This window comes from Azospirillum doebereinerae (assembly GCF_003989665.1).
GTDB classification, from domain to species: Bacteria; Pseudomonadota; Alphaproteobacteria; order Azospirillales; family Azospirillaceae; genus Azospirillum; species Azospirillum doebereinerae.
Window position 1 is genome coordinate 1 of record NZ_RZIJ01000011.1, and the last position, 25,954, is coordinate 25,954.

Annotated in this window: 24 protein-coding genes; 13 read left to right on the top strand and 11 right to left on the bottom strand. The window is 71.1% G+C overall.

The window, feature by feature from the left end; translation table 11 throughout:
* The 3 genes from EJ913_RS14910 to EJ913_RS14920 form a co-directional block, all read left to right on the top strand.
* A partial coding sequence (locus EJ913_RS14910; RefSeq protein ID WP_425321114.1) for an electron transfer flavoprotein subunit beta/FixA family protein occupies positions 1 to 374 on the top strand: 374 nt, incomplete at its 5' end.
* A gap of 2 nt (positions 375 to 376) precedes the next feature.
* Positions 377 to 1,324 carry an electron transfer flavoprotein subunit alpha/FixB family protein gene (locus EJ913_RS14915; RefSeq protein WP_126999206.1) on the top strand — a complete coding sequence of 316 codons (948 nt, stop codon included), beginning with the start codon at positions 377 to 379 and terminating at the stop codon, positions 1,322 to 1,324.
* Between the two features lie 51 nt (positions 1,325 to 1,375).
* Positions 1,376 to 2,254: a 3-hydroxybutyryl-CoA dehydrogenase gene (locus tag EJ913_RS14920; protein ID WP_126999207.1), complete on the top strand. Its 879-nt coding sequence runs from the start codon at positions 1,376 to 1,378 to the stop codon at positions 2,252 to 2,254.
* Between the two features lie 94 nt (positions 2,255 to 2,348).
* Here EJ913_RS14920 and EJ913_RS14925 read toward each other — a convergent pair whose 3' ends face one another.
* The 4 genes from EJ913_RS14925 to EJ913_RS14940 all read right to left on the bottom strand — a co-directional run bounded on the left by EJ913_RS14925 (position 2,349) and on the right by EJ913_RS14940 (position 4,681).
* Positions 2,349 to 2,606: a hypothetical protein gene (locus EJ913_RS14925; RefSeq protein ID WP_126999208.1), complete on the bottom strand. Its 258-nt coding sequence runs from the start codon at positions 2,604 to 2,606 to the stop codon at positions 2,349 to 2,351.
* Positions 2,607 to 2,631: 25 nt separating this feature from the next.
* Positions 2,632 to 2,967 (bottom strand): hypothetical protein, encoded by a 336-nt coding sequence (locus EJ913_RS14930; protein WP_126999209.1) that lies wholly within the window; start codon positions 2,965 to 2,967, stop codon positions 2,632 to 2,634.
* Positions 2,968 to 2,995: 28 nt separating this feature from the next.
* The gene (locus tag EJ913_RS32510; protein WP_238522365.1) at positions 2,996 to 3,529 is read right to left on the bottom strand and encodes a hypothetical protein; all 534 of its coding nucleotides are present in this window, start codon (positions 3,527 to 3,529) and stop codon (positions 2,996 to 2,998) included.
* 342 nt (positions 3,530 to 3,871) lie between these two features.
* A complete protein-coding gene (locus EJ913_RS14940) occupies positions 3,872 to 4,681 on the bottom strand; it encodes a transglutaminase-like domain-containing protein (RefSeq protein ID WP_126999211.1) in 810 nt (269 codons plus the stop codon).
* A gap of 343 nt (positions 4,682 to 5,024) precedes the next feature.
* On the opposite strand from EJ913_RS14940, the gene EJ913_RS14945 reads away from it, so the two are divergent.
* From EJ913_RS14945 to EJ913_RS14960, 4 genes are all read left to right on the top strand, one after another.
* Positions 5,025 to 6,251 (top strand): nickel-dependent hydrogenase large subunit, encoded by a 1,227-nt coding sequence (locus EJ913_RS14945; protein ID WP_126999213.1) that lies wholly within the window; start codon positions 5,025 to 5,027, stop codon positions 6,249 to 6,251.
* The gene (hypB, locus tag EJ913_RS14950) at positions 6,251 to 7,072 is read left to right on the top strand and encodes a hydrogenase nickel incorporation protein HypB (protein ID WP_126999215.1); all 822 of its coding nucleotides are present in this window, start codon (positions 6,251 to 6,253) and stop codon (positions 7,070 to 7,072) included. The genes EJ913_RS14945 and hypB overlap by 1 nt, the downstream gene beginning before the upstream one ends.
* A 166-nt stretch (positions 7,073 to 7,238) precedes the next feature.
* Positions 7,239 to 7,961, top strand: coding sequence for a sugar transferase (locus EJ913_RS14955; protein ID WP_126999217.1), 723 nt, complete (start codon positions 7,239 to 7,241; stop codon positions 7,959 to 7,961).
* 261 nt (positions 7,962 to 8,222) lie between these two features.
* Entirely contained in the window at positions 8,223 to 9,653 is a 1,431-nt protein-coding gene (locus tag EJ913_RS14960; protein WP_126999219.1) for a S41 family peptidase, read from the top strand.
* Between the two features lie 36 nt (positions 9,654 to 9,689).
* Here EJ913_RS14960 and EJ913_RS14965 read toward each other — a convergent pair whose 3' ends face one another.
* From EJ913_RS14965 to EJ913_RS14985, 5 genes are all read right to left on the bottom strand, one after another.
* Complete coding sequence (locus tag EJ913_RS14965; protein WP_126999221.1) at positions 9,690 to 10,883, bottom strand: acyltransferase family protein; 1,194 nt, start codon at positions 10,881 to 10,883, stop codon at positions 9,690 to 9,692.
* A gap of 112 nt (positions 10,884 to 10,995) precedes the next feature.
* Positions 10,996 to 11,787: a PhzF family phenazine biosynthesis protein gene (locus EJ913_RS14970; RefSeq protein WP_126999223.1), complete on the bottom strand. Its 792-nt coding sequence runs from the start codon at positions 11,785 to 11,787 to the stop codon at positions 10,996 to 10,998.
* Positions 11,788 to 11,859: 72 nt separating this feature from the next.
* Positions 11,860 to 12,828: a threo-3-hydroxy-L-aspartate ammonia-lyase gene (locus EJ913_RS14975; protein WP_126999225.1), complete on the bottom strand. Its 969-nt coding sequence runs from the start codon at positions 12,826 to 12,828 to the stop codon at positions 11,860 to 11,862.
* A gap of 37 nt (positions 12,829 to 12,865) precedes the next feature.
* Positions 12,866 to 13,291, bottom strand: coding sequence for a GNAT family N-acetyltransferase (locus tag EJ913_RS14980; protein WP_126999227.1), 426 nt, complete (start codon positions 13,289 to 13,291; stop codon positions 12,866 to 12,868).
* A 4-nt stretch (positions 13,292 to 13,295) separates the two neighbouring features.
* Positions 13,296 to 13,541, bottom strand: a complete 246-nt coding sequence (locus EJ913_RS14985; protein ID WP_244939363.1) for a DUF1127 domain-containing protein — start codon at positions 13,539 to 13,541, stop codon at positions 13,296 to 13,298.
* A gap of 410 nt (positions 13,542 to 13,951) precedes the next feature.
* Here EJ913_RS14985 and corA point away from each other — a divergent pair, with 410 nt between their 5' ends.
* Together corA and EJ913_RS14995 are read left to right on the top strand one after the other, a co-directional pair.
* Positions 13,952 to 14,944 (top strand): magnesium/cobalt transporter CorA, encoded by a 993-nt coding sequence (corA, locus tag EJ913_RS14990; RefSeq protein WP_126999229.1) that lies wholly within the window; start codon positions 13,952 to 13,954, stop codon positions 14,942 to 14,944.
* Positions 14,945 to 14,958: 14 nt separating this feature from the next.
* Positions 14,959 to 15,357: a hypothetical protein gene (locus EJ913_RS14995; RefSeq protein WP_126999231.1), complete on the top strand. Its 399-nt coding sequence runs from the start codon at positions 14,959 to 14,961 to the stop codon at positions 15,355 to 15,357.
* 129 nt (positions 15,358 to 15,486) lie between these two features.
* On the opposite strand, the gene EJ913_RS15000 is transcribed toward EJ913_RS14995, so the two are convergent.
* Both EJ913_RS15000 and EJ913_RS15005 read right to left on the bottom strand, forming a co-directional pair.
* Positions 15,487 to 17,163 carry a methyl-accepting chemotaxis protein gene (locus EJ913_RS15000; protein ID WP_126999233.1) on the bottom strand — a complete coding sequence of 559 codons (1,677 nt, stop codon included), beginning with the start codon at positions 17,161 to 17,163 and terminating at the stop codon, positions 15,487 to 15,489.
* Positions 17,164 to 17,302: 139 nt separating this feature from the next.
* Positions 17,303 to 20,392 (bottom strand): hybrid sensor histidine kinase/response regulator, encoded by a 3,090-nt coding sequence (locus tag EJ913_RS15005; protein WP_126999235.1) that lies wholly within the window; start codon positions 20,390 to 20,392, stop codon positions 17,303 to 17,305.
* Positions 20,393 to 20,685: 293 nt separating this feature from the next.
* On the opposite strand from EJ913_RS15005, the gene hypF reads away from it, so the two are divergent.
* The 4 genes from hypF (at position 20,686) to EJ913_RS15025 (ending at position 25,730) form a co-directional block, all read left to right on the top strand.
* On the top strand, positions 20,686 to 22,944 hold the full coding sequence (gene hypF / locus EJ913_RS15010) for a carbamoyltransferase HypF (RefSeq protein WP_244939364.1): 2,259 nt from the start codon (positions 20,686 to 20,688) through the stop codon (positions 22,942 to 22,944).
* 108 nt (positions 22,945 to 23,052) lie between these two features.
* A complete protein-coding gene (locus tag EJ913_RS15015) occupies positions 23,053 to 23,508 on the top strand; it encodes a DoxX family protein (protein WP_126999237.1) in 456 nt (151 codons plus the stop codon).
* An 89-nt stretch (positions 23,509 to 23,597) separates the two neighbouring features.
* Entirely contained in the window at positions 23,598 to 24,866 is a 1,269-nt protein-coding gene (locus EJ913_RS15020) for a hypothetical protein (RefSeq protein WP_126999239.1), read from the top strand.
* 156 nt (positions 24,867 to 25,022) lie between these two features.
* A complete protein-coding gene (locus tag EJ913_RS15025; RefSeq protein WP_126999241.1) occupies positions 25,023 to 25,730 on the top strand; it encodes a GntR family transcriptional regulator in 708 nt (235 codons plus the stop codon).
* Positions 25,731 to 25,954: the final 224 nt, after the last annotated feature.

Sequence of the window (25,954 nt, forward strand, 5' to 3'; positions counted from 1 at the left end):
AGACCGGCCAGATGCTGGCCGCCCTGCTGGGCTGGGGCCAGGGCACCTTCGCCTCCAAGATCGTTGCCGGTGAGGGCAGCGTTGCCGTGACCCGCGAGATCGACGGCGGGCTGGAGACGGTGGACCTCAAGCTGCCGGCCATCGTCACGGCCGATCTGCGACTGAACGAGCCGCGCTACGCGTCGCTGCCGAACATCATGAAGGCGAAGAAGAAGCCGCTGGAGACCGTCACCCCGGACAGCCTGGGCGTGGACGTGGCGCCGCGTCTGACGACGCTGAAGGTGGTCGAGCCGGCCAAGCGCAAGGCGGGCGTGAAGGTGGCCGATGTGGCCGCCTTGGTGGACAAGCTGAAGACCGAAGCGCGGGTGATCTGATCATGGCCAACATTCTCGTCATCGCCGACCACGACAACGCGGCGCTTCGTCCCGCCACGCTGAACGCGATCACCGCCGCCGCCCAGATTGGTGGCGATGTCCACGTGCTGGTCGCCGGCAAGGGCGCGCAGGCCGTGGCCGACGCCGCCGCCAAGGTGGCGGGCGTCGCGAAGGTCCTGCTGGCCGACGACGCGGCCTACGAGCACCAGCTTCCCGAGGACGTCGCCCCGCTGGTCGTCGCCACCGCCAAGGGTGGTTACGGCCATGTGCTGGCCGGCGCGACCTCGGTCGGCAAGAATCTGCTGCCGCGCGTGGCGGCCCTGCTCGACGTGGCGGCGATCTCCGACATCACGGGCGTCGTGTCGGCCGACACCTTCGAGCGGCCGATCTACGCCGGCAACGCCATCGCCACCGTGCAGTCCAAGGATCCGGTCAAGGTCCTGACCGTCCGCACCACCGCCTTCGACACCGCCGCCGCCGAAGGCGGCTCGGCCAGCGTCGAGTCGGTCGCGGCGGCCGGCGCGGCCGGCCTGTCGAGCTTCGTCTCGGCCGAGCTGACCAAGTCGGAGCGTCCCGAGCTCACATCCGCCCGCGTGGTGGTGTCGGGCGGGCGCGGCATGCAGTCGGGCGAGAACTTCCCGCTGCTGGAGGCGCTGGCCGACAAGCTGGGCGCCGCCGTCGGCGCCAGCCGCGCCGCCGTGGACGCGGGGTTCGTTCCCAACGATTACCAAGTCGGGCAAACCGGCAAGATCGTGGCGCCCGAGCTGTACATCGCCGTCGGCATTTCCGGTGCCATCCAGCACCTCGCCGGCATGAAGGACAGCAAGGTCATCGTCGCGATCAACAAGGATGAGGAAGCGCCCATTTTCCAGGTCGCCGATTACGGTCTGGTCGCCGACCTGTTCAAGGCGGTGCCGGAACTGACGGCCGCGCTGGACAAGGCCCGCTAAGACGGCTGGCCCGTCCGGTCCCCGTTCCCCCCATCCCCGCGGAAAAGCCCAATGTCCACGATCAAGAAGATTGGTATCATCGGTGCCGGCCAGATGGGCAGCGGCATCGCCCAGGTCTGCGCGCAGGCGGGCTATGACGTCGTCGTCTCCGACATCAGCGAGGAGGTCATCGCCAAGTCGCTCGCGGGGATCGGCCGGAACTTCGACCGCCAGATCCAGAAGGGCAAGCTGACCGAGGCCGACAAGGCGACGGCGCTGGCCCGCATCGTCACCGGCACCGACCTGACGGTCTTCACCGACTCCGATCTTGTGATCGAGGCCGCGACGGAGAACGAGGCGCTCAAGCGCGACATTCTGAAGAAGCTGGTCCCGAACCTGAAGCCCGAGGCGCTGATCGCGACGAACACCTCGTCGATCTCGATCACCCGTCTGGCGGCGGCGACCGACCGTCCGGCCAAGTTCATCGGCATGCACTTCATGAACCCGGTGCCGGTGATGCAGCTGGTCGAGCTGATCCGTGGCATCGCGACCGACGAGCCGACCTTCACCGCCGTTCAGGAGCTGACCCAGGCCATCGGCAAGACGGCGGCGGTGGCCGAGGATTTCCCGGCCTTCATCGTCAACCGCATCCTGCTGCCGATGATCAACGAGGCGGTCTACACCCTGTACGAGGGCGTCGGCGGCGTCGAGGCCATCGACACGGCGCTGAAGCTGGGCGCCAACCACCCGATGGGACCGCTGGAGCTGGCGGATTTCATCGGTCTGGACACCTGTCTGGCGGTCATGCAGGTCCTCTACGAGGGCTTGGCCGACAGCAAGTACCGTCCTTGCCCGCTGCTGGTGAAGTATGTCGAGGCTGGCTGGATCGGCAAGAAGTTCGGCCGCGGCTTCTATGACTACTCGCAGACGCCGCCGATCCCGACCCGGTGACGGCCGGTTTCCGATCGGCAGACATTCAAACGCCCGCTCCGGTCCTCCGAAGCGGGCGTTTTCTTTTGCAGGCTCGGGAGCCGTGCGATCGGCTTTACAAGGCGTCGCGCCGCTCGGCCGCGTCCAGCTCGTCGGGATCGACCTCCACCGCCTGCATCACGACCGGGCCGCCGGGCGCGCCCGGCATCAGGATCACTGTGGAGGTCCGGCGGTAGGCGGGAAAGGAGAGGCTCTCGATCAGTTCCTCCTCCATCTCCACCACGTAGCGGCCCGGCGGCTGCGCGCCGTCGAGACCGTTCAGGGTGAAGGGGCGGGTGAAGGTGACCGTCCTTCGAGTGTTGCGCGTGAGCATCGGGACCCTCCTGGACGGCGCTCCGTCACGGAGCGCTCTCGATTGCGGCGAGCTGGAGAAGGGCGGCCTTCAGCCAGGGCGCCCGGACGATGCGGTTGCGCGTCGACCACGGCACCTTGGTGGCGTTCTCGGCCTCGTAGAGGCTCTGGGCCAGCGCCTCGACCGCCATGCGGCCGCCGAGCTGGCTCTCGCGGGCGACCCGCTCGCGCCCGGTTTCCGTTCCCTTGACGCGGTACTGGTTCTCGCCGCTGTCCGGTGGCAGGAAGCGTTCCACCCGGTGGTCGCCGCGCGGCGCGCCGTGTTTCACCTCCGGTTCGCAGAAATGGACGATCTGGCCGATGTGGAATTTCTGGCTGTTCATGGTTGGCCTCCGGCCATCCGGTATGCGTTCATGCCGATTCCGATGCGGCTTCAGCCGCCGCCACGACCGCCGCCTTGCGGCGCCCGCGCCCGGCCGCCTTGGTCGCCGCCGTCGCGGCGGCCTTGCGGGCTTGGCGCACGGCCAATTCCTCCTGGATCGCGGGCAGCGCCGCCTGGGCGGCGGTCTTCTGCTTGGCGTTGCCGTTCAGGGCGAGGCGTTCGGCGTTGGCGCCCAAAGTGCCGAGATCGGCGTCGGCCATGTCGGGCAGTCGTTTCAGCAAATCCATCGTCAGCTCGCTTTCAAGTCGGAGGGGCCGGATATCGCCGGCAGGGGGGACGGCCATCGGGGAGGGCGCCGGCACCGGAGCGGGGCGGTTCGCGGCCTGGGCCTGCGACTGCCAGCCGTCCTGCCAGCCCTTGGCGGACTCGCTGCCCGCCGGATGCGGGTTGGTCGAGGGCACCGCCCCGGACCGCGCGGCCAGCTTGCCGGTCAGGAACGCGACCTGCGTCCAGCGGTCGCCTCCCCGTTTCGTGGCGGGCGGCAGTGTCTTCGCATGAGTCATCGCCGCTTGAACCGCCATTTCAGAAAATATCGATATTAATATGGTCTTCCGATGGTGAATTTCAAAACACTATCGCGCCTGTACCCCTTAAATAAATCCAGGAACACGTTCGATATCGGGAAAAATCCCTCGATCCTCCGTCCTCTCGAAAATTACGATGGCAGGCGAAAACTGCGGGCCGTGCTTTGGCGGCGACAAGACAGGGCCGTCGATTTTTTACGGTGCCCTCTCGGCGACCTTTTGAAATTCGTGCTGCGTTTTAGCCAAGGCGCGGGCGCGCTCCCCGTCCCCGGAACGCGAGCGGGCGTTCCGGGGCTGGCCGGCGGGCCGGCAAACAGGGCATCAGGCGGGGATTTCGTCCGTCCAGACCCGGAAGCTGGTCAGCGTGTTCGGCCCGAAGGTGTGGGTCAGCGGCACGTCGGCGGCGTCGCGGCCCTGCGCGATCAGCACGCGGCCGATCCGCCGGACGTTGTTGCGCGGGTCGAAGACATGCCAGCGCCCGCCGAGGTAGACCTCCATCCAGGCCGCGAAATCGCCGGGATCGTAGGGCGGCGGCAGGCCGATGTCGCTGATGTAGCCGGTGCAGTAGCGCGCCGGGATGTTCATGCAGCGGCAGAAGGCGACGGCGAGGTGGGCGTAGTCGCGGCAGACCCCGCGCTTCTCGGCGTAGGCCTCGGCGGCGGTGCGGGTCGGGCGGGAATGCTCGTAGCCGAAGGTGATGTGCTTGTGGACGAAGTCGCAGATCGCCTGCACGCGCGCCCAGCCCGTGGGGGTGTCGGCGAACAGCCGCCACGCCTCGGCCGACAGCACGTCGGTCTCGCAATAGCGGCTGCCGAGCAGGAATTGCAGCGTGTCCGCCGGCAGATCCTGGACCGCGTGCTGCACGGCGGTCAGGTCGACCGGGTCGGGCTGGCCATCGTCCCAGATGACGCTGTCGGTGGTGAGCTTCAGGCTGCCCGCCGGGGCGACCAGACGGTTGCACCAGTTGCCGAAGCTGTCGCGGTAGCCCTGGACCGGCACCGGCGGGGTGGTGATCATGTGGTCGGGGCGTTCGAGATGGGCGACGCGCGTGTAATGCGTGTTCAGCATCACGATCATCGGGGTGGGGCCGGTGAAATTGTAGGTCAGCTCGTATCCGAGGCGGATGCGCATGCGGAGGTCTCCGGCAAGGGGATGCCCGGCGGGCGGAAGGGGCGGCGGAACGGCCGCGGCGCCATCGGACCCCGTCCGGCCTCCAGGGGCCGGGATCCGTGCGACAGGGGCGACGGTCGCGCCCGGAAGCCCGAGCATGACACGTTTCCTACGGAAACCGACACACTCTAAATCGAATTTCCAAGCCGGAGCGGGGCTTTAGCGCCCGGCCTCGCGGGTTCGGTCCCAATGGCCCGGCCCCAATGGCTTGGTCTTGTCCGGCCTTGGCGTTGACCGTCCCGGCGATGCGCGGCACTGTGCCGGCGGTCTCCACCGCGAACCCGTGCCAGCCCCTCATGCTTCCATGACTCCAGCCACAGCCTCCGCCATCGAGGGCGTCGTGTCGGTCCGCCTGCTGGTTGCCGACGGCGCCGTCCGGCGGGCCGAGGTCGCGGTCCGCCGCCCCGCCGCCGCCGTGGCCCGCGCGCTGGCCGGTCGCACGCCGGAGGAGGCGGTCCGGCTGGTCCCCCTGCTGTTCAGCCTGTGCGGCACCGCCCAGGGGCTGGCCGCCGCGATGGCCTGCGAGGCGGCGCTGGGTCTCGACGCGTCGGCCCACGCGCCGGCCCGCGCGCTGATGCTCGACGCCGAGGCGGCCGACAGCCACGGGTGGCAGGCCGCCATGGCATGGCCGGCGCTGCTCGGCGAGCGGCCCGCCCCGCAAGGCCTGCGCGCGCTGCGCGCCGCCGTGACGGCCCTGAACGAGGCGCTGTATCCGGGACGGGACGGGCTGCGGCCGGGCGGCGGGGCGTTGCGGCCCGACCCGGCCGGCCTTGCCGATCCGGTGGCGCGCATCGCCGCTTGGATCGAGGCCGAAATCTTCGCCGGCCCATGCCCGGCCGACCACGACGCGCTCGCCGCCTGGGCCGCGCTGGGCGCCACCGCCGCCGCCCGGCTGACCGCGCGGCTGCTGGATCCCCGCCTTGCTGGACAGGGCGCCGTCGGTGTCGAGGCCCTGGCCGAGCGGCGCCCATCCTGGTTTGCCGAGCGGCTCGCCGCCGATCCCGGATTTTCCGCCCGCCCGCATCATGACGGCGCCCCCGCACACACCGGATCGCTGGCCCGCCGCGCCGATCACCCGCTGGTCGTCTCGGTCGCGGAGCGGCACGGCTTCGGGCTGGCGGCGCTGCTCGCCGCCCGGCTGGCCGACATGGCGGCGCTGCCCCGGCACATGGCCGAAGCGACCGGACGGGTCCGCCCCGCCGTGCCCGCCGTGGCCTTCCTGGTCTCCGCCGCCCCCGGCGTCGGCTGCGGGGTGGTGGAGACGGCGCGCGGGCGGCTGGCCCATTGGCTGCGGCTCGGTCCCGACGGGCGGATCGCCGACTTCCGCGCCGTGGCGCCGACCGAATGGAACTGCGCCGCCGACGGGCCGCTGGCGCGCGGGCTGGCCGCGCTGCCGGCCGGGCCGGATCTGGCGGAGCGGGCGCGGCTGCTGGTCGCCCTGCGCGACCCCTGCGTCGCCTGCACCGTCACGCTGGAGGAAGCCGGCGGCGCCGGCCCGATTCCGATTCGAGAGAAGGAGAGCCCCGCCTGATGCCCGCGGACCACGATCAGCACCCCGATCACGAGCACATCGGCCCCGACGGCAAGGTCTACCGCCGCCCCGTCGCCGTGCCCGTCCACCGGCACGCGTCGCACCCTGACGACGAGGGTGAGCACGACCATGTCGGCCCCGACGGGCGCGTCTTCCGCCACAGCCACCATGGCAACGGCCCGCGCGTCGATGCGGCGGCCTCGGCCAATCGGCGGCGCTTCGCGGAGGCTGGCGTGTTCGTGATGACGCTGTTGTCCAACCCCGGCGCCGGCAAGACCACCTTGCTGGCTCGCACCCTGACCGAGTTGAAGAACCGCGTCCCGATGGCGGCGGTCGTGGACGATCCCCGGACCGGCCTCGACGCCGCCCGCCTCCGCGCCACCGGTGCGGCGGTCGTCCAGGCCGAAGCCGCCACCCAGTCCTCCACGGGGCGCCTCGACGCGATGGCCGTGGGGGCGGCGGCCGACCGGCTGGGTCTCGCGGAGGACAGCGTGCTGTTCATCGAGGCCGCTCCCATCCCCGCCCACGCCGCCGGGGCCGATCTGGGGGAAACCCACCGGATCCTGCTGCTGCCGGTGACGGAGGGGGAGGACCGGCCCCTGAAACACCCGGATCTGATCGCCGCCGCCGACCTGCTGGTCGTCACCAAGACCGACCTGCTGCCGCATCTGTCGATGGATGTGGAGAGGCTGATCGATCACGCGCAACGGTTGAAACCCTCTCTGGCGGTCATCGCGTTGTCCGCCACCTCCGGTCAAGGGCTGCGGGCGTGGTACGACTGGATCGAGGACGGTTTGGCCGAGGCGCGCGCCGGTCGGTGATTGGGGGCGAAGGACCATTGGCCGGATGGGCGGCCGTTTCGCCCGAGCTACCCCATCGTTGCCGCGCCGCCGGTCCCGTCGGAAGGACCCCTTCCGCGCGCTGGCTGTTGCCTCTCTCGGATGATCCTATGCCCAGACCTAGGACGATCTGCGAAGAGAGGTTCCGATGGCGATGCTGACCACCGTCCGTTTGGGCGCCCCCCGTTTGGATCCCGGCGCGCTTGCCGGGACCGCATCGGCCGCGCAGGCGATGGCGCGCTTGCCCAACAGACAGCCTCTGTACGCCCACCGCGTGAAGCGCGGCTTCGACGTTGTCGGCGCGGCCGGCCTGATCCTGCTGTTCGGACCGCTGATGCTGGTCGTCGCCTGGCTGGTCGCCAAGGATGGCGGGCCGGCGGTCTTCGGCCACCGCCGCGTCGGCGCCGACGGGCGGTCCTTCACCTGTCTGAAGTTCCGCTCGATGGTGATCGACGCCAACGACGCGCTGGATCGGCTGTTGGCCGAGGACGAGGAGGCGCGGGCCGAATGGGCGGCCACGCGCAAGCTGCGCAACGATCCCCGCATCACCGGGGTCGGGCGCTTCCTGCGCCGGTCGAGCCTGGACGAGCTGCCCCAGCTGTTCAACGTGCTGCGCGGCGAGATGAGTCTGGTCGGCCCGCGTCCCATCGTGGACGACGAGGTCGCCTTCTACCACGCCTGTTTCCCCTTCTACGCGCAGTGCCGGCCGGGGCTGACGGGGTTGTGGCAGGTCAGCGGGCGCAGCGACGTGGATTACGTGCGCCGGGTCCAGCTGGACACCGCCTACGTCGTCGGCTGGAACTTCTGGAGCGACATCACGATCATGCTGCGCACCGTGCGGGTCATGGTGAAGGGCAGCGGCGCCTATTGAAGCCTGGAGTCGGAGGGCGGAAAGCCCTCCTCGACGAAGGAGAGCATCCGTTCACGCCGTTCCGCCCCCCTTCGGGCGCGGGACAAGCCGCTTGGCGCCCCCCATTTCCGGTTCCGGCCTTCCCCTCAATGCCGGAACCGGGGTGGACTTTGAGACGACAACGACGGCATGCTAGGGTCGTTCCACTTGCGAAACCCCCTGGTAACGTATGCGATGCGCGTGATTACGCCGGCCGGTCCGGCCAGTCGAGAGGGGCCTAGGATGGCGAAACTGCTGGCGGCCTTGCTGCTGATGATGGTGGCGATCGGACCGGCCTGCGCGGTCGCTCCGACCAGCCGGGCCGACACCGTGGCGGCGCTCGACCGCTACCGCGCCGAATTCGCCAAGACGCGCGGCTACGGCAGCCTGTCCAGCGCCGACCGCAACTACGTGCTGTTCTCCGACGCGATGCGCCGGGTGCTGACCGAGCATGTCAAGCCCTACGACCCGCAGGTGCTGGTCGACAAGGCGGTGACGGGCCTCCAGAAGAAGAAGGCCGAGACCCCGCGCGCCAGCGACCGCGCCCTGACCGAGGCGGCGCTGGACGGCATGCTGGGCGGTCTCGACCCCTATTCCAGCTTCCTCGATTCCGAGCGCTACCGCTACCTGCGCGAACAGACCTCGGGCGAGTTCGGCGGCCTGGGAATCGAGGTCACCATGGACGAGGAGAGCGGGCTGATCCGCGTCGTCTCGCCCATCGACGGCTCCCCCGCCGCGCGCGCGGGCCTGCGCACCGGCGACCTGATCGCGCGCATCGACGACGTGGCGGTGAAGGGGCTGAACCTCCAGGACGCGGTGGCGCGCATGCGCGGGCCGGTCGGCACCTCGGTCGCGCTCAGCGTGCGCCGCCCGCCGGCCACCGAGCCCGGCAGCAAGGTGTCGCTGACCCGCGCCATCGTGAAGATCCACCCGGTGCGCTACCGGCTGGAGGGCGACGTCGCCTACATCCGCATCGCCACCTTCAACCAGCAGACCACCTCGGCGCTCGACGCGGCGGTGGAGGACATGCGGCGCCAGTCCAACGGCCGGCTGTCCGGCGCGGTGGTCGATCTGCGCAACAACCCCGGCGGGCTGCTGGAGCAGGCGGTCAGCGTCGCCGACCGCTTCCTGGAGGCGGTGGACATCGTCACCGTGCGCGGCCGCGACCCGGACGAGACGCGGGCCTACCACGGCACCTCGGGCGACCTGCTGGCCGGGCTGCCGGTGGTGGTGCTGATCAACAGCGGCTCGGCCTCGGCGTCGGAGATCGTGGCGGGGGCCCTGCAGGACCACGGGCGGGCGCTGCTGTTCGGCACGCGCTCCTACGGCAAGGGGTCGGTGCAGACCATCTCGTCGCTCAGCGCCGACACCGGCATCCGCCTGACCACGGCGCGCTACTTCCGCCCGTCCGGGGGCTTGGTCGACTGCTTCGGCGTGTCGCCCAACCTGGAGGTCAAGCCGGCCAACGGCAACACCGACGAGACCCACCCCGACCCGGCCACCTGCGACGCCAACGCCTCGCCCCCGCCGCCGCCGCGCGCGTGGAAGATGGAGGAGATGTGCCCGGACGTGTCGAACAGCGTGCCGAAGCCGGACGCCGACCGTCCGCTGGACTGCGCCGTCGCGGCGATCCGCACCCGGCTGACCGGCGCGCTGGCGGGCGCCCGCGACTGACGAGGCCCTCCTGACGGCGCCGCCGGCCTGTCTTGCTCAGGCGCCGGCGCTGTCCAGGGCCGGACGCGGCGGGGCGGTTTTCAAACGCGCCGCGTGCCGGCGGCCGAGCGCCATGGCCGGACGCTCCACCGTGAGGTGGACGGCGCTGGCGAGCAGCACGACCAGGGCGCCGACTCCGGCCAACGCGGCGGCGAAGAGCGTCCCGTCCTCCCGCACGGCGCCCGGCAGCGCGGCGTTGCCGGTGAGGGCGAGCCAGATCACCAGCCCGTGCAGCAGGTAGACGCCGTAGCTGATCTCCCCCAGCCACAGCACCGGCCGCCACGCCAGAACCCCGCCGAAGCTCTGGCCGGAGGCGATGGCGAGGAAGACCACGCTCAGCCCCAGCAGCGGGAGAGGCGCGTAGGCCGTGTCGAAGCCGGCGACGGTCCCGGCCAGCGCCGCCAGCGCGACGGCGCCACCTGCGGCGGACCGCCCGAAGGCCGCGAGTTCCGGCCGGCGGACCCAATGGGCCGCCGCGAAGCCGCCGAGGAAGCAGGCGAGGATGACCGGGCTGAACCCCCGGAAATAGGCGTAGACGGCGACCGTCGCCCCCAGCGAGCCGAGGGCGGCCGCCCGCCGCCCCGAACGGCGCAGCAGGAAGGCCAAACCGGGCAGGGCGGCGTAGAACAGCAGCTCGTATTTCAGCGACCACGTCGCGTAGGCGACGATCTGCCCGGCGTTCTCCATCCCGTTGACGGCCGGCGTTTTGAACGTCGCCCAGCCGATCAGCGAGCGGACCATCGACAAGGCATCCACCTTGGGGGCGAAGCCGGTCGAGGCCAAGGCGATCAGGACGGCGCCGGTCCAGGCCAGCAGATAGACCGGGTAGAGGCGGTAGGCGCGGGAGAGGGCGAAGGCGGCCCAGTCCATCCTTGATCGGCTGTCGAGGACGCGGGTCCAGAACAGGAAGGCCGTGACCATGAAGAACAGGGCGACGCTCGACTGCCCGAGATGGACGGCCAGCCGCGACTCCGGCGCCACCCATTGGCCGGTGTAGAGCCAGCCCCAGGTGATGACGCCGTGGTGGATGAACACGCCGTAGGCCAGCGGGCCGCGCAGCCCGTCGATGGCGCGGAAGCGCCCCGCTCCGGACTCCGGCAGGGCGCCCGCCGGGAGAAGGCGCAGCAGAAGCGTGGCGACGCCGAGGGCGACGCCGTAAAGCGCCAGGGCAAGAAGCGGGGTGTTGCTCATGGAGGGCCGATCCGGGCGGTGTCCGCCGAGGATTAGCAGACAATCCCGCCCGGCGCGGCGGCAAAATCCGTGACGCCGCTTCCCTGACGGACACGGCGCCACGGACGCTGCGTCAGACGACGATGCTGCCTTCCAGATACAGCACCGCCTTGCCGCCGATCTTCACCCGGTCGCCGGCCAGCGCGCAGGCCAGTTCCCCGCCGCGCGCGGAGACCTGCCGGGCAGTCAGCGTGGTCTTGCCCAGCCGCTCCGCCCAATAGGGGATCAGCGTGCAGTGCGCGGAGCCGGTGACCGGGTCCTCCGGGATGCCCTGGGCCGGGGCGAAGAAGCGCGAGACGAAATCCACCCCGCCTTTGCCCGGCGCCGTCGCGCACACCGCGAAACGATCGAGCTTGGCCAGCGCGCCCATGTCGGGGGAGAGGGCGCGGACCTGCTCCTCGTTGTCGTAGACGACCAGATAGTCCCGGCCGGCGAGGATCGCCGACGGGGCCGGGCCGCCCAGCGCCGCGGCGAGGCGCGGGTCGGGGGAGGCGACGGGCTCGGCCGGGCGGCTGGGGAAGTCGAGGGTGAAGAGGTCGCCCTCGCGCGTCACGGTCAGCGTGCCGGCCTGCCGGGTGACGAAGTCCAGGCGGTCGCGGCCGGGCTCCAGCAGGGTGGAGAGGACGAAGGCGGTCGCCAGGGTGGCGTGGCCGCAGAGATCGACCTCGACCGCCGGGGTGAACCAGCGCAGCTCGAAGGCGTCCTCGCCGCGCAGGACATAGGCGGTTTCCGCCAGATTGTTCTCCGCCGCGATGGCCTGGAGCTGCGCGTCGGGCAGCCAGGACTCCAGCGGCACGACCGCCGCCGGGTTGCCGGCGAACACGCGGTCGGTGAAGGCGTCGACCTGATAGATGGGCAGGCGCATGGAAGGCTCCCTGGGATGGGGCGGGTGGTGGAAAGGAGTGGTTGGTTTTGGAGAGCCGTCCGGGTGGACGCTTCAGGCGGCCCGCACCAGCGTGGCGAAGCGGTCGAGATCCACGTTGCCGCCGGTGACGACGATGCCGACGCGCTTGTCCCGCACGTCGATCCGGCCGGACAGAACGGCGGCCAGGGCCAGCCCGCCGGTCGGCTCCACCACCAGCTTCAGCCGGGTGGCGAGGAAGCGCATGGCCTCGACCAGATCGGCGTCGCTCACCGTCTCGATCCCGTCGACCAGACGGCGCAGGACCGGGAAGGTCAGCTGGCCGACGCTGCGGCTCTGGGCGCCGTCGGCGATGGTCTTGGGCGGCTCAATCTTCACGATGGAGCCGCTGCGCAGGCTCTGCTGGGCGTCGTTGCCGGCCTCGGGCTCGATGCCGACGACGCGGCAGCCGGGGCTGAGCGTCCTGGCCGCGACGGCGCAGCCCGACAGCAGCCCGCCGCCGCCGGTCGGGACCAGCAGCAGGTCGAGGGTGCCGGCCTCCTCGATCAGTTCCTTGGCGACGGTGCCCTGGCCGGCCATCACGTGGGGATGGTCGAAGGGCGGGATGAAGGTGCCGCCGCGTTCGGCCATCAGCCGGGCGACGGCGGCGTCGGGCGGTTCGGCGTAGCGGTCGTAGAGCACCACCTCGCCGCCATAGCCGCGCGTGGCCTCCAGCTTGGCGGCGGGGGCGTCCATCGGCATGACGATGGTGGATTTGACGCCCAGCAGCCGGGCCGCCAGCGCGATGGCCTGGGCGTGGTTGCCCGACGAATAGGTGACCACCCCGGCGGCGCGCTGCACGTCGTCAAACTGCGAGATGGCGTTGTAGGCGCCGCGGATCTTGAAGGCGCCGGTGCGCTGGAAGTTCTCGCACTTGAAGAACAGGCGGCCGCCGGTCAGGGCGTCGGCGGTGGCCGAGGTCAGGACCGGGGTGCGGTGGGCGACGCCGGCGATCCGCTCCGCCGCCCCCGCCACGTCCGCGAAGGAGATCGCAAGGTCCGTCATGGCGTGAAATCTCCTATGGGCTCGGGCTTTCGCCCGGTCAGGGCAGGTCGGTGAACAGGAAGGCCTGCTCGTGCCGCTTCATGCCGGCCTGCTCGTAGAAGGTGACGGCCTTGGGCGCGGAGAGGAGCAGGCACATGGTGCCCTCCCCCACCGCGTCGCGGGTCCGCCGCATCAGCTCCTTGCCGATGCCGCGCCCCTGGAGGGCGCGGTCCACCGCCAGATCGGACAGGTAGCAGCAATAGACGAAGTCGGTGACCGAGCGGGCGACGCCGACCAGGGCGCCGTCCAGCCGGGCGGTGACGATCAGCCCGGCGTTGCGCAGCATCGCCTCGACGCGGGGGACGTCCGCCACGGGCCGGCGCTCGGCCAGCCCGGAGCGGTGCAGGACGTCGATGAAGGCGTCGGCGCTCAGATCCGGTTCGACGGCGTACTGGACCGGCTGGGAAAGGGGTTGCACGGCCATCGTCTCATCCCCGCCAGAACGGCTTGGCGACTTCCTGCTCGACCTCGCTGCGGCTGACGCCGATGTCCTTCAGCAGATGGTCGTCGAGGCCCATCAGGGCGCGCCGCTGTTTGCGCCGCTCCAGCGCCGCGAACAGCACCTCCACGATGGTCCAGAGGAAACCGGCGCCGGCGACGCGGGTGACGGCACGGGCCTCGCCGTTGGCGGCGGTGTACGGGCCGGGGCTGCGGGTGGCGTCGGTGTGGCGCATCGGATCCTCCATCATCTGGCGCATAAGGCCTCGAACAATCGAGACAATCAGGATTATGGAGATCGTGGCGACGGGGTCAAATCGAATATTGTCACCACTACATTTCCGATGTCGGATGTAACTTTTCGGTCACAGCACGAGGAGCCGCTCTGGAATTGACGTGATAGGCTGAAATTTATCAAAGTGTTAGTAAGGTTCTTCTCCATCTCTGACTGGACGGTGCGCAACATCGTGACAAGGAAAAAGAGACAATGCGGATAAAACAGAGACAATCGAGACGATGCATGGCCGCCATGCGCACGCGAGACCTGCGGCGGCGTCCCCTGCCCATCGTCCAGGGCCCCATCGACGCTGGCGGGGATCCCCGTTAGAGTGCCCGTCCCAACCCCGGCGTCGCGTGTTTTTCCTCCATGAGTGTTGCTCTCCCGTCCTCCTCCTGCGTGGTCGCCAGCGCGGTCTACCGCGACGGCTGCCGCATCGCCGACGTGCCGGTGTCCGAAGCCGGCGCCTGGACCGCGCGTCCGGGGCATTTCGTCTGGATCGGCCTGCACGAGCCGGACGAGGCCCTGCTGATGGAGGTCAAGCGCCAGTTCAGCCTGCACGAGCTGGCGGTGGAGGACGCGCTGCACGCCCACCAGCGCCCCAAGGTCGAGGTCTACGGCGAGAGCCTGTTCATGGTGCTGCGCACGGCGCGGCTGGAACAGGACGAGCTGGTGCTGGGCGAGACCCACATCTTCGCCGGTACCGGCTACGTCGTCACGGTGCGGCACGGCGCCTCGACCACCTATTCGCCGGTGCGGGCACGCTGCGAGAGCGCCCCGCAGCTGCTCAAGCACGGCGAGGATTTCGTGGTCTACGCGGTGATGGACTACGTGGTCGACTGCTATTTCCCGGTGCTCGACCAGATGGGCGGGGTGGTGGAGGAGCTGGAGACGTCGATGATGGCCCGCCCGCCCGGCACGGCGGAGATCGAGCGCATCCACCAGCTGCGCCGTGACCTGGAGCGCCTGCGCCGCGTCGCCGCCCCGCTGCTGGAGGTCTGCTCGCGGCTGGAGCGCTTCGACCTGCCGATGATCGACGCCGACATCCGGCCTTATTACCGCGACGTGCAGGACCACGTGATCCGCGTCAACGAGCAGATCGGCTCCTTGCGCGAACTGCTGTCCTTCGCCTTTGAAACCAGTATGATCCTGGCCGCCGCGCGGCAGAACGACGTGACGCGCAAGCTGGCCGCCTGGGCCGCCATCCTCGCCGTGCCGACGGCCATCGCCGGCCTCTACGGCATGAACTTCGAGCACATGCCCGAGCTTCACTGGCGCTACGGCTACCCGGCGGTGCTGGCGGTCATCACGGTGGTCTGCGTCGGGCTGTACGTCCGTTTCAAGCGGACGGGCTGGCTTTAAGGGGGATTGGTGAGATGAGCGACCCGAAGGACGCGCTGCGCGCGCTGCTGGACAGCTACCTGCGCTGCCCGGCGGAGCCCGCGCGGGCCGAGCTGGAGCAGGCCTTGCGCGGCTACCAGACCGACTGGATCCGCGCCCACGCCGGGGCCGACGCGCCGCCCCTGCCGGTGCCCGCCGCCGCGTCCGCCCGTCCGCCGGCCCGTCCGAAATTCCCCATCGCCTCGGCCGATCTGGAGGTGCTCAAGCGTCTGGCCGAGGGCTGGGCCGGCAGCACGGCCGAGGTGTCGCGCTGGGCGTGGTTCGAGAACCGGGAACTGGTCACGCTGGAGCCGAACCCGGCCGGCAGCGGGCCGGAACTGCTGCGGCTGACGCCGTCGGGCTGGCTGGCGGCGGGGCGCACGCCGCCGGGGTGAGGGGCTGCGGCGGCTTGCCCCCTCCCTAACCCTCCCCCGCCTTTGGCGGGAGAGGGAACTCCGCCGAACGCCGGCAAGCGTCCTGCCCCCTCTCCCGCGAAGCGGGGGAGGGATGGGGAGGGGCAAGTCTCAGCCCTTGCGCACCACCGACAGGAAGCTCGACACCTCGCTGGACAAGGTGCGCGATTCGCCGAGCAGGTTGCCGGCGGCGGCCAGCAGCTCCTCGGCGCTGGTCCCGGTGTCGCGGGCCTGACGCGACACGTCCTCGATGCTGGAGGTCACGGCGTGGGTGCCGGTGGAGGCCTCCTGCACGTTGCGGGCGATCTCGCGGGTGGCGGCGCCCTGCTGGCCGACCGCTTCCGACACCGTGGCGGTGATGTCGCTGATGCGGCGGATCGTCTCGACGATGGCGGAGATCGCGCCCACCGCCGCCTGGGTCTCGCCCTGGATGCCGGCGACCTGGGTCTGGATGTCCTCCGTCGCCTTGGCGGTCTGGTTGGCGAGGTTCTTCACCTCGCTCGCCACCACGGCGAAGCCCTTGCCGGCCTCCCCGGCGCGCGCCGCCTCGATGGTCGCGTTCAGCGCCAGCAGGTTGGTCTGCGCCGCGATGGAGTTGATCAGCTCCACCACCTCGCCGATGCGGTTGGCGGCGTTGGCCAAGCCCCGGACGGTGTCGTTGGTCGATTGCGCCTCGGTCACCGCGCGGGTGGCGACGTGGGTCGCCTCGCCGACGTGGCGGCCGATCTCGCCGATGGAGGCCGACAATTCCTCGGCGGCGGCGGCGACGGTCTCGACGTTGCTCGATGCCTGCACGGCGGCGCTCGACACGCTGCTGGCGGCCTCCTGGGTGCTTTCGGCGCTGTTGGTCAGCCGTTCGGCGTTGCCGCGCATGCGCTGGGCCGAGTCGTTGACCGCGCGGACCACCACGTCGATCTTGCCGGCGAAGCTGCGGGTCGCCGCGTCGATCTCCGCGTGGCGGCGGGCCTGCTGCTCCTCGACCTCGCGCTGGTGGCGGGCGAGCTGGTCGGCGTTGGCCAGACCGTCGCGGAAACCGGCGACGGCGCGCGCCATCTCGCCGATCTCGTCGGCGCGGTCGGTCTCCTCGACCGTGGTCGCGTAGTCCTTGTGGCCCAGCGCGTCGATGGCGGTGACGAGGTGCTGGAGCGCGCCCATCTGGCGCTTCACATAGACGAAGATGCCCAGGCACAGCAGCACGCCGACCAGCAGCGACGCGCCGCCGATCCGCCAGCCCAGCTCGCCGACCAGCGCGTAGAACTCGCCCGAGGGCATGCCGACCGCGAAGGCACCGATCGTCTTGCCCGACGGATCCTTCAGGGGCACGTAGCTGACGAGGTAGTTGACGCCCAGCACCGGGTATTCGCCGAGCAGGCTTTCGCCGCGCCCGATCACCCGCTGATGGATGTCCTCGGGCATCTTGGAGCCGGTGGCGCGGCTGCCGTCCTTGTTCACCAGGGTCGTGGCGATGCGGTTGTTGTCGCGGAACATGGTGACGGTGATGCCCAGCGCCGTCTTGATGCGGTCCACATGTTCGAAGGTGCCTTCGAGCGGCGTGTCGCCGACCATCAGCTTGCCGTCGCTCAGATGGTAGGGCTGGTTCCGGGGGTTCAGGATTTCCCGCGCCACCCGGATGTTCATGTCCTGCCGGTCGATCTCCTGACGCTTCAGGTCGGTGGCGATGAAGTAGAGCGCGACGAACAGCGTGGCGGCGCAACTGGCGATGGTGCCGGCCAGGGTCAGCGAGACGAGTTTCTGGGCGAAGGACAGACGGCTGAGAATGCGGCCCATATGGAGGCTCCCGCCCCGGTGCGGGGCCGGGGCTTACAGTGCGATGCGGTGCATAAGCGTTAACCCACAAAGACTAACAGGCCATTACTGCGCACGGCAATCGCACAATCGCCGGTGGATGCGCCGTATTTAAGATGTTTTAAAGATGCTCGGGCGATTTGGCTTCCACCCGGTTCCGTGGTGGCGCGGTCAGGGCCATGCCGCGCGTCGTGGCGAAGTCGCGCAGGCGGTCCAGCGCCTCGGGGTAGCGCAGGTCGTCCAGAAGCGTGTCGACATCGGCGGCGAAGTCCCGGTGCGCCGGGTCGAGCCGCTCGCGCAGGTCGCTCCACACCTCCTCGGCCCGCAGGTCGGCCATGCCGAGCAGCCCGGCCAGCCGGCGGATCGACGGCTCCAGAGCGGTGTCGTCGGTCAGCGCCGCCGTCCGGATCGCTGCCGTCCGGGCCGCCGCCGTTCCGTTCGCCACCGGGCACAGGCCGGAGAGTTGTTCCAGCAGCCGGGCCAGATCGCCGGCGAGGTCGGTCGCCAGACCGGCGCCGAGGCTGGACTGGTCGGTCCGCACCGCCTCGTCCACCCGGCCGGCGAGCCGCGACAGCTCCATCGCGCCGATGTAGGCGCAGGAGGAACGCAGCGCGTGGGCCAGGAAGCGGATCCGCTCCTGGTCCCCGGCGGCGACCGCCGCGACCAGCGCGGCGGGGTAGTCCGCGCAATCCCGGCGGAAGCTGCGCATCAGCCGGTGCAGGGTGGTGGGGTCGTTGTCGACGCGCCGCAGCGCCGCGTCCCAATCCAGCCCGGCCCGCCGGGCGTCCTGGACGATGTCCCCGCAGGCGATGTCCTCCAGGCGCGGGCCGCCGCCGTCGCGGCCGGCGGGGCCGTCGTCGGCGGGGGGCGGCGGCTGGCGCCCGGTCAGCCGGGCCGGGTCGATCAGGCGCAGCATCGTGTCGAACAGCCGGTCCGGCTCGATGGGCTTGGCCAGATGCTCGTCCAGCCCGGCCTCGCGGCTGGCCTGCCGGTGGGCGGACATGGCCTGGGCCGTCATGGCGACGATGGGCAGGTCGCGGAACCGGTCCTGTTCCAGGCGGCGGATGCGGCGGGTCGCCTCCAGCCCGTCCATCACCGGCATCTGAATGTCCATCAGCACGAGGTCGTAGTCGCCGCGCCCGACGCGCTCGAAGGCCTGGAGCCCGTTCTCGGCGACCTCCACCGTCACCCGGGCCTCCGCCAGCAGGTGCAGCGCCACCTCGCGGTTGAGCGCGTTGTCGTCGACCAGCAGCACGCGGGCGCCGCGCAGAGCCGACAGGTCACGCCGCTCCGCCGCCGGCTTCGCCGTCCGGTCGCCCTGGCCGCCCAGCAGCCCGGCCAGCCGGTCGCGCAGCCGTCCGGGCGTGACCGGCTTGAACAGCACGCCGGCCACGCCGGTGCCGGATTCGGGGGTTTGGAGCGGGACCTCCGCCTTGGCCGGGACCAGCGCCAGCGCCGGGATGACCGCCGCCCGGCCGTCCCAGCCCGGCGCCGGCCAATCGACCAGCGCCGCCGCCACCGGCCGCCCCTGTGCCGCCGCCTGTTCGGCCGCCAGCAGCGCGGCCACCGCCGATTCCGCCTCCACCGCCTCGCAACCCAGCGCCGTGACCATCTCCGCCAGCGCGGCGCGGGCGGCCGGGTGGTCGTCCACCACCAAGACCCGCCCGGCGAGCCGGGCCGGGGCGTCCGCACCCTTCGGGGCCAGTTGGAGATCCACGGTGAAGCCGAAGCGGCTGCCCCGGCCCGGCGCGCTGGACAGGGTGATGGCGCCGCCCATCAGATCGACCAGTTGCTTGCAGATCGTCAGGCCGAGGCCGGTGCCGCCGTAGCGCCGCGTCGTCATGTCGTCGGCCTGGACGAAGGGCTGGAACAGTTGCCCCTGCTGGGCGGCGTCGATGCCGATCCCGCTGTCGGCGACCTGGAAGCCCAGCGTCACGGAACCGCCCGCGCGCGCGACCTCCTCCACCGTCACCAGGATTTCGCCGCGCTCGGTGAATTTCAGGGCGTTGGCGGTCAGGTTGGCCAGCACCTGCCCGAGCCGCAGCGGGTCGCCGACCAGCCGGTCCGGCGTGCCGGGGGCGACGCGGATCGCCACCTCGATGTCGCCGGGCTTGGCGCCGCCGCCCGCCTTGGCGCTGCCCATCACAAGATCGCCGAGCGGTTCCAGCACCTCGTCCAGGGAGAAGGGCTGCGCGACGATCTCGACCTTGCCGGCCTCGATCTTCGAGAAGTCCAGCAGGTCGTTCATGATGCCCAGCAGCCGCCCGGCCGAGGCGTTGATCGTCTCCAGATAGCCGCGCAAGCCCGGTTCGGCGGTGGCTTTCAGCGCGATCCGCCCGATGCCGATGATGGCGTTCATCGGGGTGCGGATTTCGTGGCTGATCATCGCCAGGAAACGCGATTTCGCCGCGCTCGCCCGGTCCGCCTCCTCCTTGGCGCGGTTCAGGGCGGTCTGGAGGCGCTTCATCTCGGTGATGTCGACGTGGGTGCTGTAGGCGATGCCGTCGACGCCGCGCTGCTCGGCCACGCGCAGCCAGCGGTCGCCCGGAAGCTCGACCTCGAAGGGCGCGCCGTTGAAGCGCTGGCGTTCCGTCAGCGAGGCCGGCGGGCGTTGGCCGCGCCACACCGCGTTCAGCAGCTCGTCGTAGCGCAGCCCGATCAGGTCTGCCTTGCGCGGCACGTCGTAGAGGAACAGCACCTGCTCGTTCGCCTTGGCGATCCGGCCGTCGTCGTCCAGCAGCATGACGCCGTCGGCGAACTGCTCCAGAAAGGCTTCCTCGGGGTTGGCGTTCGGGCCGGGCTGGGCGGCGCTCGGGCGGTTCCACTGCCCGGCCCCGGTCGGCGAGGCCAGCGGCGTCCACACCCGGACTCGCCCGCCATCGGCCGTGGACGTCGCCGCGACGCGCACCCATTGGCCGCGGTGCTGGAAGACGAAGGGCTGGGTCTGGCCGCGATGGCGGGCGACGCCTTCCTCGATGTAGCGGTCGATCAGCGGCAGCTCGTCCGGGTCCAGCCGGGACAGGTAGAATCGGCGCAGGTTGAGCGCATAATGCTCGCCCGCGTGGATGTGGCCGTCATGCTCGGGGAACAGGGTCAGGAAGCTGCGATTCCACAGCAGGGCGTGATCGCCGGAGTCGAACAGGCAGACGCCGACGTTGACGCTGTCGAGAAGTTCGGCCATCAGGGCGTAGGGGCCTGAGTCCACCGGCATTGAGAGCACCCTTTCCGCCAGCCACGACGACCGATCCGCCCGTCCATCCGCCCGCGTCGCGCCTGTGGTCCAACGGATCGTGGAAAGATTACAGCGGTGACATCCGACCGGTAAAACGGTTCTTTGTGATGTATTGCGTCAGCAATGTTTTCGTTCTGAAAGAAAGAAGCCTGTGACGGTTTCATGATATTTTTTTGCCAGGCTTTGCGAGGGCTTGGACCTGGATCGATTCCGCAATCTTTCCGGGCCGCCGTGTCCGCCGCTATGATGCCGTTCTCGCGGAGCGGTGGAGAGTGATCGGGGGTTCCATGACGGCCGGCACGGTCGAGCGGTGGCGGGTCCGGGTGCGCGGGCGGGTGCAGGGCGTCGGCTTCCGCCCGCACGTCCACGCCCTGGCGGGACGCTTCGGCCTGACCGGCTGGGTGCTGAACGACGGCGAGGGCGTGCTGCTGGAAGGGCAGGGCGCCGCCACCGCCGCCTTCCGCGCCGCCCTGTCGGCCGACGCGCCGCCGCTGGCCCGCATCGACGCGGTGGAGGCCACCCGCTGTCCTGTCCAGCCGGACGAGAGGGGTTTCGCCATCCGCCACAGCCGGTCGGACGGTCCGGTCGCCACCGGCGTCGCCCCCGACGCCGCCGTCTGCCCGGCCTGCCTGTCGGAGCTGTTCGACCCCGCCGACCGGCGCTACCGCTACCCGTTCCTGAACTGCACCCATTGCGGGCCGCGCTACACCATCACGCGGCGGCTGCCCTACGACCGGCCGCAGACGGCGATGGCGGGCTTTCCGCTCTGCCGGGCCTGCGCCGCCGAATACGCCGATCCGGCCGACCGCCGCTTCCACGCCCAGCCGACCGCCTGCCCCGACTGCGGCCCGCGCCTGTCCCACCCGCCCGAGGCGATCCTGGCCGATCTGAAGGCCGGGAGGATCGTCGCCGTCAAGGGGCTGGGCGGCTTCCACCTCGCCTGCGACGCCGCCGACACGCAAGCGGTGGAGCGCCTGCGCCGGGTCAAGCAGCGCAACGGCAAGCCCTTCGCCCTGATGGTCGCCAACGCGGCCTCGGCCGAGCGCTTCGTCCACCTCGGTGACGGCGAGCGGGCGCTGCTGGAGGGAACGGCCCGCCCCATCGTGCTGCTGCGCCGCCGCGACGACGCTCCCTTTCTTGCCCCCGGCGTCGCGCCCGGTCTGGCGTGGCTGGGGGTGCTGCTGCCCTACACGCCGATCCACCACCTGATCTTCCACGAGGCCGCCGGCCGCCCCGCCGGGACCGCCTGGATGGAGGAGCCGCAGCCGCTGGCCCTGGTGATGACCTCGGCCAACCCCGGCGGGGAACCGCTCGCCATCGGCAACGCGGAGGCGCGGGAGCGGCTGGCCGGCATCGCCGACACCATCGTCGACCACGACCGTCCCATCGTCGTCCGCGCCGACGACAGCGTCGTCCGCTGGCTGGCCGGCGCCCCGGCCTTCCTGCGGCGCGGGCGCGGCCATGTGCCGGAGCCGATCAAACTGTCCCGCCCCGTGCCGCCGGTCCTGGCGGTCGGCGGGCATTTGAAGGCCACAATCTGCGTCACGCGCGGCGACGAGGCGTTCCTGTCCCAGCACATCGGCGACCTCGACAACCTCGCGACGCTGGATTTCCTGGAGGAGACCGTCGCCCATCTGCTTCACGTCCTGGGGGTGGAGCCGGTGGCGGTCGCCCATGACCGGCATCCCGATTTCCAGTCCACCCGCTTCGCCGAGCGCATGGGCCTGCCGACCGTGGCGGTCCAACACCACCACGCCCACGTCGCCGCCGTGCTGGCGGAGCATGGGGTGGGGGAATCGGCGCTGGGGCTGGCGTTGGACGGGTTCGGGCTGGGCATGGACGGGGAGTCCTGGGGCGGGGAGATGCTGCTGGTGGAGGGGGGCCGCGCCGAGCGCCTCGGCCATCTGGCGCGGCTGGCCCAACCCGGCGGCGACCTCGCCGCGCGCCAGCCCTGGCGGATGGCGGCGGCGGCGTTGGTCCGGATGGGGCGGGGCGACGAGATCGTTTCCCGTCTCGCCAGCCATGGCCCGGCCGAGGGTGTGCGGCGGATGATCGAGGGCGGCGTCAACGCGCCGCCGACGAGTTCCTGCGGGCGCTGGTTCGACGCCGCCTGCGGCATCCTCGGCGTGCGACCGGTCGCCGGCTTCGAGGGCGAGGCGCCGATTCTGCTGGAGTCCCTGGTCCGCCGCCCCCGGCTCGCCCCTGGCGCGTGGCGCGTCGCGGACGGCGTGCTGGACCTCACGCCCCTGCTGGAACGGCTGCTGACCGTGGCCGACGCGGTGGAGGGGGCGGAGCTGTTCCACGGCACGCTGACCGCCGCCCTGATCGACTGGGCCTTGCCGGTGCTGCGCGGGCGGGGCCTGCGGCTGATCGCGCTGTCGGGCGGCTGCCTGATGAACGGCGTGCTGGCGCAAGGGCTGGCCGAGGGTTTCGCCGCCGCCGGGATCGCGGCGCTGCTGCCCCGCAAGGCCCCGGCCAACGACGGCGGGCTCAGCTTGGGCCAAGCCTGGGTCGCGTCCTTGGGCCTGTGACGGCCGAAAAGGGATGTCCGGATGGAATAGCGGACCGGGCGGCGGCGTCCACCGTTCTGGAAAAGCGCGCCGGCATCGGGCCGGACGGGCTTTCGGGGAGTGGGTGCGATGATCGACAACGATGTGAACGCCGGCTGGATGGACCGGACGGCGGTGGGCGGACGGGACCTGCTGTTGCTGGCCGCCCGCATCCTGCTGGGCGCCATCTTCGTGCAGAGCGGCTTCGGCAAGCTGATGGGGCTCGGCGGCTTCATCGCCGGGCTGGAGAGCCAGGGCGTGCCGATGGCCGCCGTGCTGGGCACCGTCGGCGCGGTGGTCGAGTGCTTCGGCGGGCTGGCGGTGGTGCTGGGCGCCTGGACCCGGCTGGCGGCGATCCTGGTCGCCGGCTTCACCGTGGCGGCCACGCTGATCGCCCACCGCTATTGGGACGCGGCGCCCGACGCCATGAAGATGCAGCAGATCCAGTTCATGAAGAATCTCGCCATCATCGGCGGCTACCTGTCGCTGGTCGCCTCGGGCGCCGGGCGCTACAGCGTCGACGGCATGCGCGGCCCCCGCGCCTGATCGCCCCACCCGCGTCTTGTCCGGTTGCGGGCGGCGTCCGGGCGGGCCATATCTGCCGCTGTCGTGAATTGCGCGGTGGTCGGGTCGTCATGGGTTGGGTGAGCAGGGGACGCCGCGCGGCGTTGGGGTCGCTGGCGGGATCGCTGATGGGGCTGCTGGTCGGCTTGGGAGGCGCCTCGGCGCAGACGCCGCCCCCCGGCCCGGCGGCAGAGCTGGCGGCCAAAACCTGCGCCACGCTGGCGGCGCGGGTGGACGAGATCCCCGGCTCCGGCCCGGTCTTCCTGCGCAGCTACGACAACGCCTTCGCCGCCGGGCCGACGACGGAGCCGGCGCTGGCCAACGCCGCCTTCACCTACGACAACGCGCTGGCGATCATCGCGCTGACCGCCTGCGGGAAGGGGCCGCAGGCCCTGCGCATCGGCGAGGCGCTGCTCGACGCGACCAACCTCGACCGCGCCGGGCGCAAGGGCCGGCTGCGCAACACCTACCGGGCCGGCGCCCAGAAGCAGCGCCCCATCCCGCCGATGGGCTGGTGGGACGTGGTCGAGAACCGCTGGCTGGAGGACCCCTATCAGCTCGGCACCGCCACCGGGAACGTCGCCTGGGCCGGGCTGGCGCTGGTGGCGCTCGGCGACGCGACGGGGGAGGGGCGGTTCCGCGAGGGCGCCGCGACGCTGGCCCGCTGGGTGGTGGACAAGACCCGCGACCCGAAGGGGCCGGGCGGCTTCAACGGCGGTCTCCAGGGCTTCGACAACGCGCCGCAGCCGCTGACCTGGAAATCCACCGAGCACAACACCGATCTGGTCGCCCTGTTCGACCGGCTGGGCGGTGAGTGGGCGGCGGCGTCGAAGGCGGCGCGCGGCTTTCTCGACGCGGCCTGGGCGGCGGGCAACGGGCATTTCCCCATCGGCACCGCGCCGGACGGGGTGACGATCAGCCACGCCACCTCCGGGCTCGACGCGCAGCTCTGGCCGCTGCTGCTGCGCGACCCGCCGGAGGCGTGGGCGGCGGCGCTCGCCTACGCCGAGCGCGCCCATGGGGTGGAGGGCGGTTTCGACTTCAACGACGACCGCGACGGGATGTGGGTGGAGGGCACCGCGCAGGGCGCGCTGACCTACCGCGCGCTCGGCCGCCGGGCCGACGCCGACCGCCTGTTCGCGGAACTGCTGACGGAGATCAGCCCCGGCGGCTTCCTGTGGGCGACCCGTCCGGCGGTGCTGACCACCGGGCTGGCCATCGGGCCGGACAGCAAGACCGACGACTTCCATTATTACCGCCGCCCGCATCTGGGCGCGACCGCCTGGGCGGCGCTGGCGGCGCTGGGAACCAACCCCTTCACCGGCGCGACACTGCCCTGACCGGGCGGGGAAGACCCCGCCGGCTCCCACCCGAAAACACCCCGACGCTACCCCGAAGGGCGAGGCCGCAAGCCTCGCCCTATTTTCACGTTGCGGCGGCGGCGCGGTGCTTGTACGCTAGTATGCAAGTTGGTTGCCCGAACGGTGTTTCCTCCCATGCCCCTTCCCATCGCCGCCTCGCTCGCCCGTGGACCCCGCCTGCACGACGTCTACGACGTGCTGCGCAGCGCCATCCTCAACGGCCAGCTCCGGCCGGGCGAGGCCATGTCGGAGACCAAGACCGCCGCCCAGTTCGGCGTCAGCCGCACCCCCATCCGGGACGCCTTCCGGCGGCTGTCCGACGACGGCTTCCTGCGCATCGTCCCGCAGGTCGGCACCTATGTGGCGCCGATCCAGCTGGAGGCGGTGGCCGACAGCCAGTTCGTCCGCGAGACGCTGGAATGCCGCACGATCCGGCTGGCGGCCGAGCGCATGGACCTCGCCCAGGCGCTGGTCCTCGACCGCCATCTGGCCGAGCAGGAGCGCGCCGTCGCCGCCAACGACACCGATTCCTTCTTCGCCTCGGACGAGGCCATGCACGCCGACCTGATCCGCATCGCCGGCCGCCCGGCGGTGTGGAATCTGATCCAGGACGTCAAGGCCCAACTCGACCGCGTGCGCTGCCTGTCGCTGCAAAGCACCGACTGGCTGGCGATGATCTTCGAGCAGCACCGCACCCTGATCGACCGCACCCGCGCCCGCGACGCGGACGGGGCGGAGGAGGCGATGCGCGCCCATCTGCGCACCGTCTTCGACGCCATCGAACGCATCGCGGCCACCAACAGCGAGTATTTCGAGGACGACCGCGCCCAGCCCGCGCGCTGAGCACCAAGGCAACCGGGTGAAGCCCCTCTCCCCTTGCGGGAGAGGGGTTGGGGTGAGGGGGCGCAAATCTTTCCGCCTTCGGCGGAATACCCCTCATCCCAACCCTTCTCCCTCAAGGGGAGAAGGGCTTACCCGGTTGCCCTGCGCTGAGCCCCCAGACGGAACGACCTACAGAACCGGCAAGACCGCGCCGTCCCCCGACCTCCGCTTTGCCGCCCGTCCCT